Origin of the sequence: Treponema sp. HNW, assembly GCF_050320395.1 — a bacterium.
Lineage (GTDB): Bacteria > Spirochaetota > Spirochaetia > Treponematales > Treponemataceae > Treponema_C.
In genome coordinates this window covers 1541203-1558864 of record NZ_CP144459.1, presented here as the reverse complement: position 1 = coordinate 1558864, position 17662 = coordinate 1541203, and the positions used below count along the sequence as shown (strand labels likewise).

The 17662-nt window shown below is 46.1% G+C and carries 21 protein-coding genes and 1 tRNA gene; 10 read left to right on the top strand and 12 right to left on the bottom strand.

Translation table 11 applies throughout. From position 1 onward, the window contains the following. Nucleotides 1–7: 7 nt before the first annotated feature. Both V1L52_RS07175 and V1L52_RS07170 read right to left on the bottom strand, forming a co-directional pair. Nucleotides 8–505 (bottom strand): J domain-containing protein, encoded by a 498-nt coding sequence (locus V1L52_RS07175; RefSeq protein WP_428768296.1) that lies wholly within the window; start codon nucleotides 503–505, stop codon nucleotides 8–10. 5 nt (nucleotides 506–510) lie between these two features. Continuing rightward, the gene (locus V1L52_RS07170) at nucleotides 511–2229 is read right to left on the bottom strand and encodes an alpha-glucosidase (RefSeq protein WP_428768295.1); all 1719 of its coding nucleotides are present in this window, start codon (nucleotides 2227–2229) and stop codon (nucleotides 511–513) included. 202 nt (nucleotides 2230–2431) lie between these two features. On the opposite strand from V1L52_RS07170, the gene trxA reads away from it, so the two are divergent. From trxA to V1L52_RS07145, 5 genes are all read left to right on the top strand, one after another. Continuing rightward, nucleotides 2432–2755, top strand: coding sequence for a thioredoxin (trxA, locus tag V1L52_RS07165; RefSeq protein ID WP_428768293.1), 324 nt, complete (start codon nucleotides 2432–2434; stop codon nucleotides 2753–2755). Further along, entirely contained in the window at nucleotides 2752–3669 is a 918-nt protein-coding gene (gene trxB / locus V1L52_RS07160) for a thioredoxin-disulfide reductase (protein WP_428768291.1), read from the top strand. Before trxA ends, trxB begins: the two co-directional genes overlap by 4 nt. 77 nt (nucleotides 3670–3746) lie before the next feature. Next, a tRNA-Pro gene (locus V1L52_RS07155) sits at nucleotides 3747–3820 on the top strand. Between the two features lie 26 nt (nucleotides 3821–3846). Beyond that, nucleotides 3847–4398: a Gx transporter family protein gene (locus tag V1L52_RS07150; protein ID WP_428768290.1), complete on the top strand. Its 552-nt coding sequence runs from the start codon at nucleotides 3847–3849 to the stop codon at nucleotides 4396–4398. Nucleotides 4399–4410: 12 nt separating this feature from the next. Continuing rightward, nucleotides 4411–5097 (top strand): hypothetical protein, encoded by a 687-nt coding sequence (locus tag V1L52_RS07145; RefSeq protein ID WP_428768288.1) that lies wholly within the window; start codon nucleotides 4411–4413, stop codon nucleotides 5095–5097. On the opposite strand, the gene V1L52_RS07140 is transcribed toward V1L52_RS07145, so the two are convergent. The 4 genes from V1L52_RS07140 to V1L52_RS07125 all read right to left on the bottom strand — a co-directional run bounded on the left by V1L52_RS07140 (nucleotide 5027) and on the right by V1L52_RS07125 (nucleotide 7447). Then, entirely contained in the window at nucleotides 5027–5263 is a 237-nt protein-coding gene (locus V1L52_RS07140) for a PspC domain-containing protein (RefSeq protein ID WP_428768286.1), read from the bottom strand. The genes V1L52_RS07145 and V1L52_RS07140 overlap by 71 nt on opposite strands. 55 nt (nucleotides 5264–5318) lie before the next feature. Further along, on the bottom strand, nucleotides 5319–6302 hold the full coding sequence (locus V1L52_RS07135; RefSeq protein ID WP_428768284.1) for a DUF4097 family beta strand repeat-containing protein: 984 nt from the start codon (nucleotides 6300–6302) through the stop codon (nucleotides 5319–5321). Between the two features lie 195 nt (nucleotides 6303–6497). Next, the gene (locus V1L52_RS07130; protein ID WP_428768282.1) at nucleotides 6498–7127 is read right to left on the bottom strand and encodes a DUF1700 domain-containing protein; all 630 of its coding nucleotides are present in this window, start codon (nucleotides 7125–7127) and stop codon (nucleotides 6498–6500) included. Further along, the gene (locus tag V1L52_RS07125; RefSeq protein ID WP_428768281.1) at nucleotides 7127–7447 is read right to left on the bottom strand and encodes a PadR family transcriptional regulator; all 321 of its coding nucleotides are present in this window, start codon (nucleotides 7445–7447) and stop codon (nucleotides 7127–7129) included. The genes V1L52_RS07130 and V1L52_RS07125 overlap by 1 nt, the downstream gene beginning before the upstream one ends. 211 nt (nucleotides 7448–7658) lie before the next feature. On the opposite strand from V1L52_RS07125, the gene rpsF reads away from it, so the two are divergent. From rpsF to dnaB, 5 genes are all read left to right on the top strand, one after another. Beyond that, the gene (gene rpsF, locus V1L52_RS07120; RefSeq protein ID WP_428768279.1) at nucleotides 7659–7940 is read left to right on the top strand and encodes a 30S ribosomal protein S6; all 282 of its coding nucleotides are present in this window, start codon (nucleotides 7659–7661) and stop codon (nucleotides 7938–7940) included. Nucleotides 7941–7949: 9 nt separating this feature from the next. After that, on the top strand, nucleotides 7950–8477 hold the full coding sequence (ssb, locus tag V1L52_RS07115) for a single-stranded DNA-binding protein (RefSeq protein WP_428768277.1): 528 nt from the start codon (nucleotides 7950–7952) through the stop codon (nucleotides 8475–8477). 101 nt (nucleotides 8478–8578) lie between these two features. Continuing rightward, nucleotides 8579–8857: a 30S ribosomal protein S18 gene (gene rpsR / locus V1L52_RS07110; RefSeq protein WP_428771796.1), complete on the top strand. Its 279-nt coding sequence runs from the start codon at nucleotides 8579–8581 to the stop codon at nucleotides 8855–8857. Nucleotides 8858–8996: 139 nt separating this feature from the next. Then, complete coding sequence (rplI, locus tag V1L52_RS07105) at nucleotides 8997–9641, top strand: 50S ribosomal protein L9 (RefSeq protein ID WP_428768275.1); 645 nt, start codon at nucleotides 8997–8999, stop codon at nucleotides 9639–9641. A 12-nt stretch (nucleotides 9642–9653) separates the two neighbouring features. After that, entirely contained in the window at nucleotides 9654–10979 is a 1326-nt protein-coding gene (dnaB, locus tag V1L52_RS07100) for a replicative DNA helicase (RefSeq protein WP_428768273.1), read from the top strand. Here dnaB and V1L52_RS07095 read toward each other — a convergent pair. Genes V1L52_RS07095 through frr form a run of 6 tightly spaced genes read right to left on the bottom strand, consistent with a single transcriptional unit; the run spans nucleotide 10976 to nucleotide 17657 of the window. After that, entirely contained in the window at nucleotides 10976–12937 is a 1962-nt protein-coding gene (locus V1L52_RS07095; protein ID WP_428768272.1) for a hypothetical protein, read from the bottom strand. The genes dnaB and V1L52_RS07095 overlap by 4 nt on opposite strands. Nucleotides 12938–12952: 15 nt before the next feature. Beyond that, a complete protein-coding gene (locus V1L52_RS07090) occupies nucleotides 12953–14365 on the bottom strand; it encodes a site-2 protease family protein (RefSeq protein WP_428768270.1) in 1413 nt (470 codons plus the stop codon). Next, nucleotides 14332–15534 carry a 1-deoxy-D-xylulose-5-phosphate reductoisomerase gene (dxr, locus tag V1L52_RS07085; protein ID WP_428768268.1) on the bottom strand — a complete coding sequence of 401 codons (1203 nt, stop codon included), beginning with the start codon at nucleotides 15532–15534 and terminating at the stop codon, nucleotides 14332–14334. The genes V1L52_RS07090 and dxr overlap by 34 nt, the downstream gene beginning before the upstream one ends. A gap of 13 nt (nucleotides 15535–15547) precedes the next feature. Next, on the bottom strand, nucleotides 15548–16393 hold the full coding sequence (locus V1L52_RS07080) for a phosphatidate cytidylyltransferase (RefSeq protein ID WP_428768266.1): 846 nt from the start codon (nucleotides 16391–16393) through the stop codon (nucleotides 15548–15550). Continuing rightward, nucleotides 16390–17112 carry a polyprenyl diphosphate synthase gene (gene uppS, locus V1L52_RS07075; RefSeq protein ID WP_428768264.1) on the bottom strand — a complete coding sequence of 241 codons (723 nt, stop codon included), beginning with the start codon at nucleotides 17110–17112 and terminating at the stop codon, nucleotides 16390–16392. The genes V1L52_RS07080 and uppS overlap by 4 nt, the downstream gene beginning before the upstream one ends. Next, nucleotides 17112–17657, bottom strand: a complete 546-nt coding sequence (frr, locus tag V1L52_RS07070) for a ribosome recycling factor (protein WP_428768263.1) — start codon at nucleotides 17655–17657, stop codon at nucleotides 17112–17114. The genes uppS and frr overlap by 1 nt, the downstream gene beginning before the upstream one ends. Nucleotides 17658–17662 lie beyond the last annotated feature (5 nt).

Genomic DNA, 17662 nt, shown 5'->3' with positions numbered 1-17662 from the left:
GTAATATTTAGACGCGTGTTTTAAACTTTTCCACATTTTTAAAAGCTTGGTGAATTCTCATCGTTAAAGCGCTTGCTTCCTCCTGTTTCCGTGTTCCGTTCCCGTACTTATCGGGATGATACAGGTGGAGAAGCTGTTTATAGCGTTTTTTGCAGGTTTGAAAATCGGCGTCGGGGGAAAGTCCCAGAATAGTAAAATCTTCAATAAGTGCAGCGCTCAGGGCCTTATATACAATACCGCGCGCGCGGCTTTTTTGCCCGCTTTGTCCGCTGTGTTTTTTTTCGGCGGAGCTTTTGTTTTTTTTCCCGTGCGCGGCTTCCGCCGCGCCGGACGGAGCATTTGCAGTGTATGCCCCCGCACTTTCAGGTTCCGCCTGTTTGTTACCGCCCTCATCGGCAGCCGCACGGTTTTGCCTTTGCAAATCGTTTTGCTTTTGCAAATTCTCGTCGTCGATATAGTCTTTTAGAACCGAACCGAGCCGGTCAAAGAGATTTTCGCAAACCATTATGCCTATAACCTGATAATGCAGGCTTGATGCGCTCCGAGAGTGCCCGACAGAGGATTATGCGAGTCGTTGCTGCATAAAATCCGACCTGCATGACCGTTTTTTTCAGGCACGAGATATTTTTGTATGTCGTGATTGAGCCGTATTGCATGGCGGTTAAAGTTTAATAAAACAAGGCAGTTGTGAGCGCTTAAACTGCGAAGATAAGCGAATACGTTTTTGGGGCTTTTTATGCGTTTAAAAGAGCCTTCCGAAAGTTCGGGAGTTTCATTTCGCAGGGCAATCAGCTTTTTATAAAAGGCATAAACCGAATCTTCGCGCGATATTTGCTCTCGGGCATTTATGTGCGCTCGGTTTGCATTGAGCTTTATCCAGGGGGTACCGGCAGTAAAGCCTCCTCCGGATTCGGCCGACCACTGCATGGGGGTTCGCGCATTGTCCCGCGAAGCTTTTAAAATAAGCTTCCATACTTTTGAGGCGGGAAAATGCAGTTTTTTCATAAGGCCTGCGACGTTAAAGGATTCCACATCGCGTAAATCGCCCCAATCTTTAAAGTCGCCGTTTGTCATTCCGAGTTCCTGTCCCTGATACATAAAAGGAGTGCCTCGCAGGGTAAAAAGCAAAACGGCAAAGAGTTTTGCAAAACGCTCGCGCCCTTCTTTTTCGCTTTCCGCAATTCCCGTAAAAGAGCCGTAGCGGCTGACAATCCGCGGCTGGTCATGGTTTTCAAAATAGTTTGCGTTCCAGTCGACTTCGTTTTGCCATTTTTCGAGCACGGAAAAGAGTTTTTCGGGCTTAAAAGAAGTTTTAAACCATTTATTGTTTATGCAGTCGGCATCCATATGTTCGAATGAAAATACCATATCAAGTTCTTTACGCTCCGGTGCGCACAATTCATTTGCATCGGCTGTAGACACCATAACCGTTTCGCCGACGGTAAAACAGTCGTATTGTGAAAATACGTCGCTTTTGAGGGAGCGTAAAATACTGTGGCAGCCCTTTTGAGAAAGGTAGTGTTCCCGTCCGGTTAAAATAAGCCGTTTTTTTCCGTCCTCCAAAGAGGTTTTATAGATAACGTTTATAACGTCGCAGCGGAACCCCGCAATGCCCATGTCGAGCCAATATTTTAATATTGAGCGAACTTCTTCGGCAACCTTGGGATTTTTCCAGTTTAAATCCGGCTGCTTTTTTGAAAAGAGGTGCAGATAGTATTCTCCCGTGCGAACATCTTTTTCCCATGCGCTTCCGGCAAAAAAACTTGTCCAGTTATTCGGCTCCTTACCGTTTTTGCCTTCGTGCCAAATATAATAGTCCCGGTAGGGATTGTCTTTTGAAGATCGGCTTTGTTTAAACCATTCGTGCTCATCGGAGGTATGATTGATTACCAAATCCATAATAATTTTTATATCCCGCCTTTCCGCTTCGGCAATTAAACGCTTCATATCCGAAAGGGTACCGAAGTCGGGATGGATTGAGCGGTAATCGCTTATATCGTAGCCGTTGTCGTCATTCGGTGAATTATATACCGGAGAAAGCCAAATGATACCGACTCCCAAATCCGCAAGATAATCGAGCTTTGAAATAATTCCTCTAATATCACCTATGCCGTCGCCGTTGGAATCGCAAAAACTGCGCGGATAAATCTGATATACCGTACGCGTTTTCCACCACGGAACAGAGCCGACAGTTTTTTTGCTGCGCTTTGATTTAAACCCGAAAAACATTGCTTTTCCCCTTGTTTAATATGCCTTAATAAAATTATAGCACGGGAATCGCTGTTGCGCAATAAATCAAAGGAGCGGAATTGCGGATTTATCGGAAAAATCATAGTGAACGAAATATGTGCGCGATTCGCTTACTTGATTTTTGCATACGGCTCGACTATAATTCAATAGTCAACATCACATAGACATCTAAGGAGAAATCATGGCTCTTAAAGAAATTGCTGAAAATATGTTTGATAAGGAAGTGCTCAAGGCGGAAAAACCCGTTCTTGTCGATTTTTATGCCCCCTGGTGCGGCGACTGCCGCCGCATCGTTCCGGCTTTGGATGCGATTGCCGAAGCCGCAGACGGCAAATTCGACATTATAAAGGTGAATACCGATACGGCCCCCGTTTTAGCCGAACGGTATGCGGTAAAAGCGCTTCCGACCCTGCTTGTGTTTAAAAACGGAAAGCACGGTTCACGTATTACCGAGCCTTCTTCCAAAAACGAAATCGACCAATGGCTTAAAGGGGAACTTGCATGATTTATGATGTTGTAATCATAGGAGGCGGTCCCGCCGGTTATACGGCGGCTCTATACTGCGTCCGTTCCGGCTTGAGCGTTCTTGTATTGGAAAAACTGTCGCCGGGCGGACAAATGGCCGCAACCTCGGTTATAGACAACTATCCGGGCTTTGAAGAAGGCATTGAAGGCTTTGATTTGGGGCAAAAAATGAAAGCCTGCGCCGACCGCTTCGGTGCAAAAACCCTTCTCGGCGAAGTGTTTTCTGTCGACTTAAAATCCGATATAAAAAAAATTGAAAGTTCGGAGGGCGGCTTTGAAGCAAAAACCGTTATCATTGCAACCGGAGCTTCTCCGCGTAAATTGGGATTGCCCGAAGAAGAATCGCTGGGGGGCAGGGGAGTCGCCTATTGCGCAACCTGCGACGGTATGTTTTTTAAGGGAAAAACCGTTGCCGTTATCGGCGGGGGAAACTCGGCTGTAGAAGATGCCCTTTATCTGAGTAAGCTTTGTAAAAAGGTGTACCTTATTCACCGCCGTAATGAACTTCGCGCAGCCTCGGTGTATAAGCCCGCCCTCGAAAAAGCCGAACACATAGAAATAGTATGGAATTCGGTTGTAAAAAATATTTTACACGGCGGTACCGTAACGGGCATTACCGTTGAAGATACGGTAAGCGGAAAAACATCCGACATTGCCTGTGACGGTGTCTTTGTTGCGGTAGGACGCATACCCAACACCGCTTTTCTGAAAGGTGCGCTTGAAACGGATACAAACGGCTATATTGCAGCCGATGAAACGACGCAAACGTCCATACCGGGCGTTTTTGCCGCAGGCGATGTGCGAACCAAACCCCTGCGTCAAATTGTTAATGCTTGTGCCGACGGCGCCTGCGCTTCAAAATTCGCGGAAGAATACATAAGCGTACACGGCTGACACTGCCGGCGCGGGTATTGACTGTTTTACCGCTTTTTGATATAGTATTACCCGTTACCGCTTAAAAACGGCAGCGACGGGCAATAGCGCAGTTGGTTAGCGTACAAGTCTGGGGGACTTGGGGTCCCCGGTTCAAATCCGGGTTGCCCGATTAGTTTATTCGATATAATCCGGCTTATGAATACTGTTCAAGATACCGCGCCGGTTGACCGGCAAAATCTTATAGCTTTTTTTGCTTCTCTGTGCCTTTTTTTATCGGCGGTTGAATACGTTATCCCGAAGCCCCTGCCGTTTATGCGGCTCGGTTTGGCGAATATGCCTATTCTTTTGGGCCTGTATATCTTTAACCGCAAAGAGCTGTCGCTTTTGGTGCTGTTTAAAGTGCTGGGGCAGGGCTTTATTACGGGAACCCTTTTTTCCTATATTTTTTTATTTTCCGCGGCAGGCTCCTTTGCTTCGGCCTTTGCCATGCTGATTTTACATCGGGCGGGTAAAAAACATATCGGGCCGGTGGGTATCAGTTTGGCAGGAGCCCTTGCAAATACGGCGGCCCAAATCCTGCTTTCGCATTTTATGCTTTTCGGCGATGCCGTGCGCTACATTGCTCCCGTGCTTTTAATTTCGGGTTTTGTTACCGGTCTTTGTCTGGGTTTTATAACAGGTGCCTTTGCATCGCGCTCAAAATGGTTTGCCCTTTTACCCAAAAACGCCTATGCCGAACTTTTATGAGGTTTCAAGTCCGTGAAAAAGTTTTTTGATTCTTTAAATCCTTCGCTTTTGTTTATATTTTCGCTTTTGTGTTTGCCCGGCATCCTGTTTCAGCAGTATATTATATACTTATGGATTGACCTTGCCTTATTTGCCGTCCTGTCCGCTCTAAAAAAAGGCGGCTTCCGCATTGTACCGCCCCTGGTGATTTGTTTTTCAATAGTCTTTTTTAATTTGTTTCAAGCCGACGGCTATGTTTTGTTTTCCGTTTTTTCTTTTCGCGTTACATCGGGAGCTCTGCAGGAAGGCTTAAAAAAAAGCGGGGTACTTTTGGCTATGGTATTTGTTTCGCAATACGCCGTAAGCCGCAATGTAAACCTGCCCGGACGGGCCGGAGGTTTTTTAAGCCGGGTATTCCGTTATTTTGATGCCTTAAACGAAAAAGCGCCCTTGCGTGCTCCGCTCGAAAAAAAGGAAACGCACGTAAAAAAAATACGGCCCTTTAAAGCAATCGGCGAAAGCGTTTCGCTTCTTATGGAAAAAACCGATGAACGATTGTTGAGCGTATTTTTTTCCGCACCCGAAGCTGAAGAGGCTGCAGGAGACAAACCGGCACAAAGCAAAGCTTCTCTCCTGCCGTCCCTTTTTATCAGTGTTCTGCCTCTTTTTCCGGTATATCTTTTGTTGATTTTGTCCCGTCTGAGAATTTTTCCGGTATAATAACGGCCGCCGCTATGTAGGCTATTAAGCCGCTTCCCACACCCGCAAACAGTAAAAATACGGTTATAAGGCGCACAAGTGTGGGGTCGATGTCGAAATATTCGGCAATTCCCGCACATACGCCGCAAAGCATTTTATTCTCGCTTTTATACAATCTTTTTGCCATTGTCTTCTCCTATAAAAAGTCATGAAGAAAGTGTCAACTTTCCTGTCTTATTTTGTTACCGTATCAACACATCGATGCTGCCGACGGCCGCCGATAAATCGAGGTGATTTGCTTTTTTTCTTCCCGAACTGTTCATATTGGCAAGTCCGGATGATGCCGAATCGTTTACCCGTATGCTGCCAAGGGCGGCGCTTGCATCCCATGAATACTCTTCGCCGCCGCTTTCTATGGTCAAGTCGATTTTTCCGGCATTGCAGTCCGCATCGGTTTCACCGCGGAGGCGCCCGTCAATCCGTACCGCTCCCGCATTGCAGTTTATGTCGCTGGCCAGGCTTGTAATATCTTTGATTGAAACGGAACCCGCATTTAACTCGACGGACAATTCGTTTACCGTCAGAGAACGGTGATTTAACGAGAGGGCTCCCGCATTCAGTGCTATATCCAATTCTTCCAACCGTATATTATCAGGAAGGGTAATAACAACGTATGCTGTGTTGTTTTTACGGTTTCGTTTCCAATTAAAGCCGCCTTTTTCGTCTATTTCAAGTACGCCGTTTTTTAAACTGCTGTACAGGTTTCTCCGCCGTCCTTGGCGGACGCTCACGCCCAAGGTTTCACCTTGTTCTATGTCGATGCGCACCGCGCTCAAATCTATTTCGATTGAACGTACACTCTTTCCTGCATAATCGTCCGTAAAAGAAAGAGGCAAGGCCTTTAATTCGCCGTTTAATTCATCAAAAGCTTCTTTTAATTCATCGTATTCATCGTTCAGTTCTTCCCTTGCCGCCCGTAAATCTTCTTTGGCGTCCAAAATGTCATCAAAATCTTCATACCAATCTCTATCGGATAAAATAGCGTTTAAGTCATAAATTGTGTTAAAAAGATTGTCCCGAAAACGGCGGTTTCCGTTTATTGTATAATTAAAATATTTTAAGTCTTTAAAGCGCGCACCGCCTGCAAGGGCTGCGGCCATAAAAACCGCCCCGATACCCATTAAAATGAGCGCCCACATCAGTATCTTTTTTGTTGTCGATTTCATATCTACTCCCATAAAAAGTCATGAAGAAAGTGTCAACTTTCGAATGACTTTTTAATCACGTTCACAGCGAAGCGAGAACGTGCACGTAATAAGCGATGTTTTGCGCAAAGCGCAAAACTCGACGTTGAAGCAAGGCGCGCTATTTGAGCGGCGAGCTTCAACCCGTCTCCTATATATTGTCGATAAGCCCGCAGCTTAGCTTTTTCGTCTAAAGGGCAGGCTGCATACTTTTACAATGCCGCGCATAACGGACGGAAGAATCTTTGTACATATCCGAATAAAAATGATACCGCACAGCAATGCAAGGCCGACTAAAAACAAGCCCGCTCCCAACCCCAATAAGGCGATAAGGGGTGCGCTGAAAAAAAGCGAAATACCCGTAACGACAACGACAATGCCCGCAACAAAGAGGGCCGCCGCTGCAATAACGCCTGCAAAGATAACGGCAATAATTGCGACAATAATACCGAGCGCCGCTGCCAGTAAGCCCAAAACAACGGGACCCCATACCGGAAAGGTAACCGTCAAAAGCAGTATAAGAAGCAGCATATTTATGCCGTTCGCCTTATCAGCTGCAGCGCGTTTTTTTCCGCCTTCGCCTTTTTCTCTTACATAGGGACTTTTTCCCGGTACGCAGGCAAAGTTGGACCTTATATATGCGCCCAATTTCTCAGGCGCTCCCAATTCTGCAATAACCGAAGCGGTGTTTTCATCTCCGGCATCTTCAAAATAACTGCGGTAATAGTTCATCGCTTCCTCTTGTTCATCATGCGGCAAAGCCTGCAATTCTTTACGCAATAAACTCAGATATTCATCTTTTGTCATCAGTATTCCTCTCCGAAAAGAACGTGTTCTATGTTTTTGCGGTACGTTTTCCACTCGTGCCTGTATCCGTCAAGCCGTATCATGCCGTTTGCCGTTATCTTATAATAGCGGCGGTTTCTGCCGGCAAATTCCATATCGTAGGTTTCAAGGCAATTATCTTTTTGCAGCCGCCTTAAAACGGGATAGAGGGTACTTTCCGATACGTCCACAATACTGCGCACATCCTGAGTAATCTTATACCCGTATGTACCTGCAGCGTCGCGGGCGACAACCGCCAACACAACGGCATCCAAAAGTGCCGCGCCGGTATTAAAAGCCAAAGCTCGTACTCCTTTTATAATATGATTTATTTTAATATATTATATTATGTATAATATGTCAAGAGGTACAAAAGATTTTTTATGCCGATATTGCACTTCTTTTTATTTTTTGGTATACTGATAAAACGTTGGTTTACTGCTGTAAATCGGCGTTTTAACCCCTTGGGGCGGCGTTTTTTAGCACCGCTTCCAAAGACCATAAGGAGTATACATGAGAAAGTACGAATTGATGACAATCTTTCCCCTTGAAGAAGATTTGTCAAAGAACGGCATTGAAGCTGTGCGCACAACGCTTGCATCCTTCGGTGCGGAAATCCAAAGCGAAGACCCCTTCGGAGACCGCGATCTTACCTATGAGGTAAAAAAACGCAACAGGGGCCGTTTTATTTTGTTCAACATTAAAGTAAATCCGGCAAAGATTCTTGAAATCGACCGCCAGTTTAAATTGAACGCAAACCTGTTAAAGTTTATGTTTGTACGGGTTGACGAATAAGAGGAGCTTATGACTGACCTTAATCACGTTACGCTGATAGGAAGGCTTACCCGCGATGCCGAATTAAAATACACTCCGAACGGGTTTGCCATATCCAATTTTTCCATAGCTGTGAACCGCCGCCGTAAAAACGGCGAGCAATGGGTCGAAGAAGCGAATTTTTTCGACATCACATTGTACGGAAAATCGGCGGAAAGTCTTAAGCAGTATTTGATTAAAGGAAAGCAGATTGCCGTTGACGGCGAATTGCGTCAGGACCGCTGGGAACAGGACGGTCAGCAGCGCAGTAAGGTTGTTATAGCTGCAAACAATGTGCAGTTACTCGGCGGCGGGTCGTCTTCCGGTTCTTACGGATCGGGCGGCGCCTCTTCTTTCCAGTCCTACGGCCAGGCTTCCGGTCAGTCCGCAGGGCAAGCTTCGGGAAACCGCTCTTCTTACGACAGGGCCGGTTCTTCTCAGGATTATCAGCCCAAAAACGATGCCCCTTATGACGGGGGCTATGATAATTCCGATTTTCCCGAAGATATTCCGTTTTAATTTATATTTATTAGGAGATTACTATGTCGGATGAAATAATGAATACACAGGATGCGGTTGAACAAAGTCAAATGAAAGACGATGTTATGACCGAAGAGCAGATGAATGCAGGTCTTCGCGACGGTGACGGCCGTGACGGAGATGACCGCTCAGGACGCGGAAAGGGTAAGCAATTTTTCCGCAAAAAGGTATGCCGTTTTTGTGCAAACAAGTCAAAAATCGATTACAAAGAGCCGGATGCGCTTCGCCGTTATACAACCGAACGCGGAAAGATTCTTCCCCGCCGCATAACCGGTACCTGTGCAAAACACCAGCGCCGCCTCGCTTTGGAAATCAAAAGAGCCCGCGCTATTTGTCTTTTGCCCTTTGTTGCGGACTGATATCGGTTATTCCGGTTTTAAAAGATAATCAACAACCCCGGCAGGCGCTGCCTGCCGTAATTACGGCTTGCCGTATACATTTTACGCGGAGCGATCCCACTCCTGGTAACGACTCCGTATATCAACACAGGAGCTTGAAATGAAAGTTATTCTTAACGAAGATGTAAAACACCTCGGTGAAATGGGAGACGTTAAAACGGTTGCAAACGGTTATGCCCGCAACTATCTGTTTCCCCGTTCTCTTGCACTTCCGTACAACGATGTAACGGTTGCATGGTTTGACAGCCGCAAAGAAGAAATAGAAGCACGTAAAGAAGCCAAACGTGCCGATTCTGCGAGCTTAAAAGAAAAATTAAGCGCTCATACGGTTACCATCGTTATGGCAGCCGGGCAAAACGGTAAACTCTACGGAGCCGTTACCGCCCAAACGATTTCCGAAGCTTTGGCAAAAGACGGTTTTGAAATCGAGCGTAAGCGTATCGATGTTCCCGGTTTAACGATTAAGAGCGTCGGTAAGTACACCGTTACCGTCCGTCTCTATGAAGCTCAAACGGCCGAATTCCCGGTTGTTGTTGAAGCGCAAAGCGAAGCCGAACAGCCCTCAAAGGCCGCCAAGGGACAAAAAAAAGACCGCCGCTCGGATAAAGCCGAGTCTGCGACCGGAGCCGAGTCTGCGATCGGAGCCGAGTCTGCGACCGGAGCCGAAGATACCGTCATTGCCGAAAACGATGAATCCGTTGCTGCGGAAACTCCCGCAGAAGAATCCGGCGAAAAAACGGAGTAAGGCAGGCTTCTCATGGCATCTCTTAAAGACAAGGTTCCGCCCCACAATGCGGATGCGGAACAGGCGGCCTTGGGGGCGCTTCTTCTTGACTGGGATGCCGTGGGAACCGCCATACGTTTTTTACGGCCCGAACGTTTTTATTCTCTTCAAAATCAAAAAATCTTTGCCGCAATACTCGGTTTATATAACGACGGTATACGCGGCGACATTATTACCCTTATAGAACGTTTGCGCTCCAACGGAGAACTCGATGCGGCAGGAGGCCCCGCCTATATAAGCACCCTGACCGATACGGTTGCAACAAGCGCAAACATAGAATATTATGCAAAAATAGTCTTGGATCAGGCTGTCCGCCGCGATTTAATAAAAATTTCGGCCGCAATTGTCGCCAATTCCCACGATGAAACCGTTGACAGCCGTGCAGTCCTTGAAGATGCCCAAAAGCGTATTTTCGAGCTTACCGATTTAAATACCGTGCAGTCTTCGGCTTCGGCAGGCGAATTGGTTAACGAAGCGATTGTGCTTATCGAAAAACTCTATCACGATAAAAAAGCCTTTACCGGAATCCCCTCCGGTCTTGAAGGCTTGGATAAGTTAACCAGCGGTTTTCATGCTTCCGAATTGATTATTATCGGTGCGCGCCCTTCTATCGGAAAAACGGCCCTTGCCCTTTCAATGGTTCAGCACATAGCGGTCGACCTTAAAATCAAAACGGCTTTTTTTTCGCTTGAAATGGCGAATATGCAGATTATGATGCGCCTTTTGGCGCAGGAGTCTCGCATTTCGTCCGAGCGTATCCGTACCGGCTATTTACGCCGTGAAGATTTTACAAAATTACAGCAGGCTGCCGGTAAAATCTATGAAGCTCCCCTGTACATTGTCGATACGCCGAATATGAAGCTCTTGGATTTACGTGCAATGGCGCGCCGTCTTCGTGCCCAAAAACAGGTTGAAATCATCTTTATCGACTATATAACCTTGATTCAAAGTGAAAACTCGTTAATACCTCGCCATGAGCAAATTGCTGAAATATCCCGCTCTTTAAAAAGTCTTGCCCGTGAATTGAATATTCCCGTGGTGGTTTTATCCCAAGTGCGCCGTGATGCCGAAAACAAGCAGCCGACCCTTGCCGATTTGCGTGAATCCGGCTCTATTGAACAGGATGCCGACGTGGTTATGTTTATTCACCGGGAAAGGCGCGATAAAGATAGGGAACAGGCGGCGGAACAGCAGGGCATGGAAACCGAATTGATTTTGGCAAAACAGCGAAACGGTCCTACCGGTACCGTCGATATCGTATTTTTACCCGTATATACCAAATTCGAAAATAAAGCTTAAAACTCCAGCCATTCCCCGTCAAGGGTTATGTACCAGCTTTTTAATAAAGCCATTGAAGATGCATCGTACCAGGAGATGCTTCCGTCCCGATTTAAAACCGTTAAAACCGAAGCGGCTCCCGCAATTTTTGCAGGAAGGGAAGCCGTTCTTTCCAAAAGCTTGTCTTTACGCTTTGCAATATCGTATGCGTGAATATGTGTTTTGCCCACATTTGTAAACAAAACGCCGTTTTTAATCATTGTAAAAGCACTGCTGTCTTCATCGGCCCATTTAAAAATAGGGCTGTACTGTTTATTCTGCGGATAAAAGGCAAAGATTTCCGTACTTCCGCTTTTTCCCCGGCCGGAGGTTTGGGTCTTTGATGCGGTTAAAGCCGCGCCGTAAAAGGGGCCGCCTTCCATTTCTCCGGGAGAAAGTGAAAAAGCTATATCCGCAGGTAAAACCGCTGCGGCCGTTTCTTTTGTTGCAGTATCTATGTGAACAAGGGCGGTTTTGGGGTTTCCCGCCGCACTTTTTGCCGCAAATAAAAGCTCGGGACTGTATAAAAGTACGTCCTGAATACCCGTTCCCGTATAGGGTTGGCTCGAAGTTCCCGTTTGCAAGTCGTATATTTTAACCCGGGTATTGCCTTCAACCATTACAATTTTGTCGTAGTAAATATGAAGGGCGTGCAGGGGAAGGGCGGGGGTAAAAAGCGTTTTTGTTCTTTTATCTTCTCCTATAAAAACAACTGCTTTTTTTGAATTTTTAGACCACAAAATAAAGCCGCCCTTATAGGGGGTCAGGTTTGTGTAGCCGGTATTTTTTGCGGCCGAATATACGGTTGCGTTTTCGTATGAGGTTTTAAATACCGATTTTTCCGTTAAAAAATAAAAAGAGCCTTCATCTTCGGCTATATCGTATATTTTATCGTATACACGTTTTGAGACGGGGAGGGCATTCACGGCTTGCGAGTCGGGTTCTATATCGAATGTATATACTTGCCCCGACTTTGTACCGGTATAAATCCTTGTTCCCGTTTTTAAAGCAAAAATCGGGGTTTCTCTTTGCGGAAAAGCGATACTTTTTACGATAAGCGGCGATGCTTTTATATAACCGTTTTCGGTTTCCAATACCTTCAAAACCGCATTTTTTCCGCTTATATCCAGATAATACAGGTCTTTATCCGAGGATGCAGTACACAGCAGAGGTTTTTTTTCCGCAATAAAGGCGCTTTGCTCTCCCGTATCGGCTCTGAATACGTAGATACCGTTATTTTTAACGCCTGCAAACAATACATTGTTATAAAAAAGAGCATGTTGGGTTAAAGCGCTTTGTATGGAAAAACTCATTTTTTCCGTTCCGCTTTTTAAATCCGTATAGATTAAAGAGCCCAGGGGCGAATACATAATACAGGTGTTTTCGCTTGCACTGGTTACGGCAAAAGAAACGGCACCCCTTTGCTCTTCAATCTTATTTGAAAGAATGCTGCCGTTTTGTGCATCCATGCAGATGATTCCTTCCATATTCGACATGCCGATAAAAAGATAATTACCCTTTGCCGAAAACGACAGGGAAGATGCGGCGCCGTTTAAACGCTTGGCAAAGATGCGGCTTTGGCTCGGCCAATTCCACAGCGAAATCCGGTTAAGAGAAAAACCGTCCGTTTCATAGACGGCTATGTCTTCGCCGTTCGGATGCAGGGCAATAAGCTGAATTGCATTGTCCGAAATCTGAAAATGTTCGCCGTTTTCAATATCGGTCCATTTAATAATAAAGCCGTCTTCCGCCGCGGTATAGAGGGGCGAAAATGAAGATACAGGCTTTTCGCTTGAAACCGCAGCGGTAATAGAGCCTGCATGAGGATGTGAAGATATGTGCACTTGGGCGGATAAGTTCAAAACTCCCGAACAGATGATTAAGCGGATGCCGTAAAAAAATAAAAGCTTTTTAATCGATTTTTTATACATAGTGTTCATTTGTAAACCCCGTTTTTATCGGTATCTGCCCAGTATAATGCCGCTTATATCGGCGAACATACCGAAGATAAAAAGAACGGCGATAAAAGCAACCCCGATAAATTGAATTTTATACAGGGTTTTCGGTTTTAATCCCCTTCCCCGTATAAGCTCCACAAGTGCAAATAAAATCAAACCGCCGTCGAGTATGGGGACGGGCAGGAGGTTCATTAAAAACAGCGATAAACTGATAACGGCCGAAAAATTCAATACCGTTACAAGGCCTTCACGGAACCCGGCCGAAAAACCGGCCTTTGCGCTTTGACCGAGCATGACGGTTATACCGATGGGGCCCGATACCGCCTGCTTTACGTCCACTCCTTTAAATAACAACCCTATACCCCGTATCGTTACCGAAAGCATTTTAAGCGTTTCTTTTGAGCCCTGTACAAGGGCCGGAAAAAACGAAAAGGTGTTTGAATGCACTTTTTCAACCTTCCACTGTATACTGCTTAAAAGGTTTACATCTTTATTTTCGGAAGAGCCGGCCGTTACAAGCTCTGCCGTATACAGGTTTCCGCCGCGTTCATACACGATATCGGCCTTTGTCAGGTTTTCGGCCGCTTTATATAAATCGACGGTATTGCGTACCCTTTGACCGTTTAATTCGACAATACGGTCTCCCGTTTGCAAAAGCGCTTTCCGTGCGGCAGACCCTTCATCGGCGTTTTCTATAAGCGGGTCTATCCAGCTTACAATGCCGATTTTTCCCGCCCCGCTCGATTTGTCCAACTCCGGAATCAGAGTAAAATGCAGTGTTTGTCCGTTACGCTCCGCATCGATATGCAGTTCCGCTCCGGCGTTAAGAGAAACGGTTTCAACAATATCGGAAAAATAGGCGATACTCTTACCGTTTACGCCTATAATGCGGTCTCCCGTTTGTAAGCCGGCACGCGAAGCCGGAAAACGCTGTATACCGAATTCGCTTTGGGCATTGGGCAGTTCTTCGGCTAAAACGATTTTATTCGGTGTGGTATAATAATCGTAACCCGTCATCGCAATAACCGACAGGGCAATTATGGCGGATACAAAGTTAAAAAAAGGTCCTGCAAAGGCAATACACAAGCGCTTCAACGGATGTATGCCGTAAAACGAATCTTTTTCGGCCGCGATACTGTCCAATCCTTCTTCCATTGCTTTTTGAAAATCTTTTTCACCCTTCATGCCGCAATAGCCGCCGAAGGGGATAAGAGAAAGCCGGTAATCGGTACCGCCTATGCGTTTATGCAGCAAAACGGGTCCCATACCGATTGAAAAACTTTCAACCGCTACGCCGAATATGCGTGCGGCGGCAAAATGGCCCGCCTCATGTATAAAAACAATGATACTTAAACCCAATAAACCGTACACTATCGTCATATGTTTCCCCGTATCAGGCGCTGCCCGCATATTTCCGCCTCTCGGCGCACCTGCTCATCTATTGCAAATACATCATTAAAGGTTCTCGGCTCCTGTGTCCGGTCTTTTTCCAGTACCTCCGACACTATATCGGCAATCTGCGTAAAGCCGATTTTTTTTTGTAAAAACATGGAAACGGCACTTTCATTTGCCGCATTGTAGGCGATTGTGTAGGAGCCGCCTTTTTTTTGTGCCTCGTATGCCGCCCCCAAAAGCGGAAAATCATCAAAACGCGCGGGGTAAAAACTCATTGTAACGCCTTCGGCGTTTCCGTCCGGATTGCCGAGTGCGGAAAACAAATCGAGTTTTTTAAGATTGTTTTCGATCATATCCGGGTAGGTGAGGGCGCTTATAATCGGCCGTTTCATATCGGGCTCGGATATTTGCGCATATAAGTCGCCGTCAACCGTTTCTATAAGGGAATGAACGAGGCTTTGCGGGTGAACGGTAACCTTAACTTTTTCAGGTTCCATATCAAAAAGGCGGCAAGCTTCAATCACTTCCAATCCCTTATTTGCAAGCGTTGCGCTGTCTATGCTTATTTTTTGCCCCATACTCCATGTCGGATGCTTTAATGCGTCTTCGGGTTTTACGTCTTTCAGCTTTTCACGCGCCGTTGTACGAAAGGGGCCGCCGGATGCCGTTAAAATGAGGCTGTTGACACGTTCTTTTCCGAAACGCTCTATAAGTGCGAACAGGGCCGAGTGCTCGGAATCTACCGGAATGATTTTTCGCCCTTTTTTTTCGGCAAGAGCTCGGATAAGGGGAGCGGCCATAACGATTGTTTCTTTATTGGCAAGGGCCAAATCGATGCCGTTTTCCAAGCATAAAACCGAGGGCATAAGACCTGCAGCACCGGCAATTCCGTTTACCGCTATATCGGCCTTCGATTTTTCTATCAGCTGTGCAATTTTTTCGTTTGACAGTGCCGCTGCACTCAAATTCCGCGCTGTATTCGCCGTCTTGTCCGCTGAGACTGCGTCTGCCGTCAATGCCGTATTTGTACAGCCGAATTCGGCTGCAAGGCCGTTCAGTTTTTTTTGATTTGTATGAGCGCTTAAACCGCATACTTCAAAGCGGCCGGGAAAAGCGCGTATAATATCAAGCGTACTTGTACCGATTGAACCCGTACAGCCTAAGACAAGAACCTTTTTTTTCATAGCGGCACCGATTTTATACAAAGAAAAAGTTTATGACTATAAAATAAACGGGTGCGGAAAACAAAATGGAATCGATTGAATCCAAAAAACCGCCGCGGCCCGGAATGACAACGCCCGAATCCTTACATTCGGCCGAACGTTTTATAACCGATTCGGTTAAATCGCCTGCTATCGCTGCCAAGGCTACGCAGGCCGCTGCGATAACAATTTCAACGGGTTTATATAAAAAGACTTGCGGGAAAAAATAATATACGGCCAAGGCGGCGGCAACAGTTCCCGCAATGCCGCCCAAAAAGCCCGCAATGCTTTTATTCGGACTTACCGCAATAAGACCGCGGTTGCCCTTGCCGAACAGCATACCGAAAAACCATGCAACCGAATCGCAGGCAAAAACAAGTAAAAAAAACAGAGCTATAAATACTTGAGAGTATTCAAGTACCGTTAAGCGGGATATATAGGTAAGCAAAAAGCCGATGTATACAATCGTAAAGGTTGAAGAGCATAAACGCGAAATCGCATCTGCAAAAGATTTTTTATTATCGGGCGAAAATATTTCATAGCTGTAACTTGCCAAAAGAGATACAATGAGGGCAAGTGAAATCCACGAGGGAGAGCGGTCAAACAGGCAGGTGAGTGCGGCGATAAAGGGAATAAAGGCTGAAGAGAATACAACCATGAATTTGGGCTGACTGGGCAGTTTGTGTTTTAAAATACCGTGCAGCTCCATAGAGGCTATAATTGCTCCGCCGACAATCGCACAATGTAAAATAATATGATGTGCAAAGGATATGACGGAAACGGAAACTACAAGCGGTACACCGATAAAAAAAGTCAATAATCTTTGGGTTATCTTATTCATTTTTTCTCCCCGTCAATTCCTCCGAAACGCCTGTGTCTTTTTTGAAAGTCCGCAACGGAAGCGTAAAAATCTTCTTTTGTGTAATCCGGCCACAGTATATCGGTAAAATCGAATTCGGCATAGGCCGCATGCCACAGCAAAAAGTTACTTAAGCGTTTTTCGCCGCCGGTTCTGATTATAAGGTCGGCATCCGGTAAAGAGGGAATATCGAAAAAACGGCCGATATCGCCTTTTTCGCCGCCCGGTTCGGCCCCGCACATTCTGTGAACCGCTCTTTGTATTTCATCGCGGGCTCCGTAATTGATTGCCAAAACCAGATTCATGCCTTTAAAATCGCGGCTTTCTTTTTCAACCGATTCTATTTCGCGTATGACATCGGCCGGAAGTCCCGTTTTATCGCCCAAGTGCAAAACACGCACCCGTTCTTTTTTGTAAAACTCGAATTCCGAGCGTAAATGGGCTTTTAAAAGGCCCATTAAAAACGATACTTCTTCCGCCGTACGTTTCCAGTTTTCGGTTGAAAAGGTATACAGGGTTAAATACCGCACACCGATTGCGGCCGCAGCCTTGATTATTTCACGCGCGGTATTTACCCCTTCCTTGTGTCCGCCGGTACGCGGCAAATTGCGCTTTTGCGCCCAGCGGCCGTTCCCGTCCATGATAATTCCTATATGGGCGGGAACGGCGGTACGGTCGATTGAATCGAAAATTTCCGACATCAGCCTTCCGTTATTTCTTTTTCTTTTGTTTCAAGGAGCTTGTTTATATCGGCGATAAACTTATCGGTTGACTTTTGCAAAGCTTCTTCGGCCGCCTTTAATTCATCTTCGGTCAGTTTGGAATCTTTTTGCATTTTTTTCAACTCATCGTTACCGTCGCGCCTGATATTGCGGATTGCAACCCTGCTGTTTTCGGCAGTCGCCTTTGCCTGCTTTACAAGCTCTTTGCGCCGCTCGGCAGTCAAAGGCGGAATGGCAATGCGGATAAGTTTTCCGTCGTTTGACGGATTCAAGCCCAATTCCGATTTTTGAATCGCTTTTTCGATTTCGCCTATCAAGCTTTTGTCGAAGGGCTGAATAACCACCGAGCGCGCTTCCGGAACCGAAATCGTGGCAACCTGATTCAGCGGAGTCGGAGTACCGTAATAATCGACGCGCACCTTATCGAAAAGCGACGCGGATGCGCGTCCGGTTCTGATAGCATTGAATTCGTCTTTTAAGGCCGCAATACTTTTTTCCATTTTCTGGATACTTGCTTCATTCATTCCTT

What these genes read in the sequence shown, in the direction of transcription:
- V1L52_RS07175 (WP_428768296.1), bottom strand. Translation starts at nt 505, where the DNA reads ATGGTTTGCGAAAATCTCTTTGACCGGCTCGGTTCGGTTCTAAAAGAC.
- V1L52_RS07170 (WP_428768295.1), bottom strand. Translation starts at nt 2,229, where the DNA reads ATGTTTTTCGGGTTTAAATCAAAGCGCAGCAAAAAAACTGTCGGCTCT.
- trxA (WP_428768293.1), top strand. Translation starts at nt 2,432, where the DNA reads ATGGCTCTTAAAGAAATTGCTGAAAATATGTTTGATAAGGAAGTGCTC.
- trxB (WP_428768291.1), top strand. Translation starts at nt 2,752, where the DNA reads ATGATTTATGATGTTGTAATCATAGGAGGCGGTCCCGCCGGTTATACG.
- V1L52_RS07150 (WP_428768290.1), top strand. Translation starts at nt 3,847, where the DNA reads ATGAATACTGTTCAAGATACCGCGCCGGTTGACCGGCAAAATCTTATA.
- V1L52_RS07140 (WP_428768286.1), bottom strand. Translation starts at nt 5,263, where the DNA reads ATGGCAAAAAGATTGTATAAAAGCGAGAATAAAATGCTTTGCGGCGTA.
- V1L52_RS07135 (WP_428768284.1), bottom strand. Translation starts at nt 6,302, where the DNA reads ATGAAATCGACAACAAAAAAGATACTGATGTGGGCGCTCATTTTAATG.
- V1L52_RS07130 (WP_428768282.1), bottom strand. Translation starts at nt 7,127, where the DNA reads ATGACAAAAGATGAATATCTGAGTTTATTGCGTAAAGAATTGCAGGCT.
- rpsF (WP_428768279.1), top strand. Translation starts at nt 7,659, where the DNA reads ATGAGAAAGTACGAATTGATGACAATCTTTCCCCTTGAAGAAGATTTG.
- ssb (WP_428768277.1), top strand. Translation starts at nt 7,950, where the DNA reads ATGACTGACCTTAATCACGTTACGCTGATAGGAAGGCTTACCCGCGAT.
- rpsR (WP_428771796.1), top strand. Translation starts at nt 8,579, where the DNA reads ATGAATGCAGGTCTTCGCGACGGTGACGGCCGTGACGGAGATGACCGC.
- rplI (WP_428768275.1), top strand. Translation starts at nt 8,997, where the DNA reads ATGAAAGTTATTCTTAACGAAGATGTAAAACACCTCGGTGAAATGGGA.
- dnaB (WP_428768273.1), top strand. Translation starts at nt 9,654, where the DNA reads ATGGCATCTCTTAAAGACAAGGTTCCGCCCCACAATGCGGATGCGGAA.
- V1L52_RS07095 (WP_428768272.1), bottom strand. Translation starts at nt 12,937, where the DNA reads ATGAACACTATGTATAAAAAATCGATTAAAAAGCTTTTATTTTTTTAC.
- V1L52_RS07090 (WP_428768270.1), bottom strand. Translation starts at nt 14,365, where the DNA reads ATGCGGGCAGCGCCTGATACGGGGAAACATATGACGATAGTGTACGGT.
- dxr (WP_428768268.1), bottom strand. Translation starts at nt 15,534, where the DNA reads ATGAAAAAAAAGGTTCTTGTCTTAGGCTGTACGGGTTCAATCGGTACA.
- V1L52_RS07080 (WP_428768266.1), bottom strand. Translation starts at nt 16,393, where the DNA reads ATGAATAAGATAACCCAAAGATTATTGACTTTTTTTATCGGTGTACCG.
- uppS (WP_428768264.1), bottom strand. Translation starts at nt 17,112, where the DNA reads ATGTCGGAAATTTTCGATTCAATCGACCGTACCGCCGTTCCCGCCCAT.
- frr (WP_428768263.1), bottom strand. Translation starts at nt 17,657, where the DNA reads ATGAATGAAGCAAGTATCCAGAAAATGGAAAAAAGTATTGCGGCCTTA.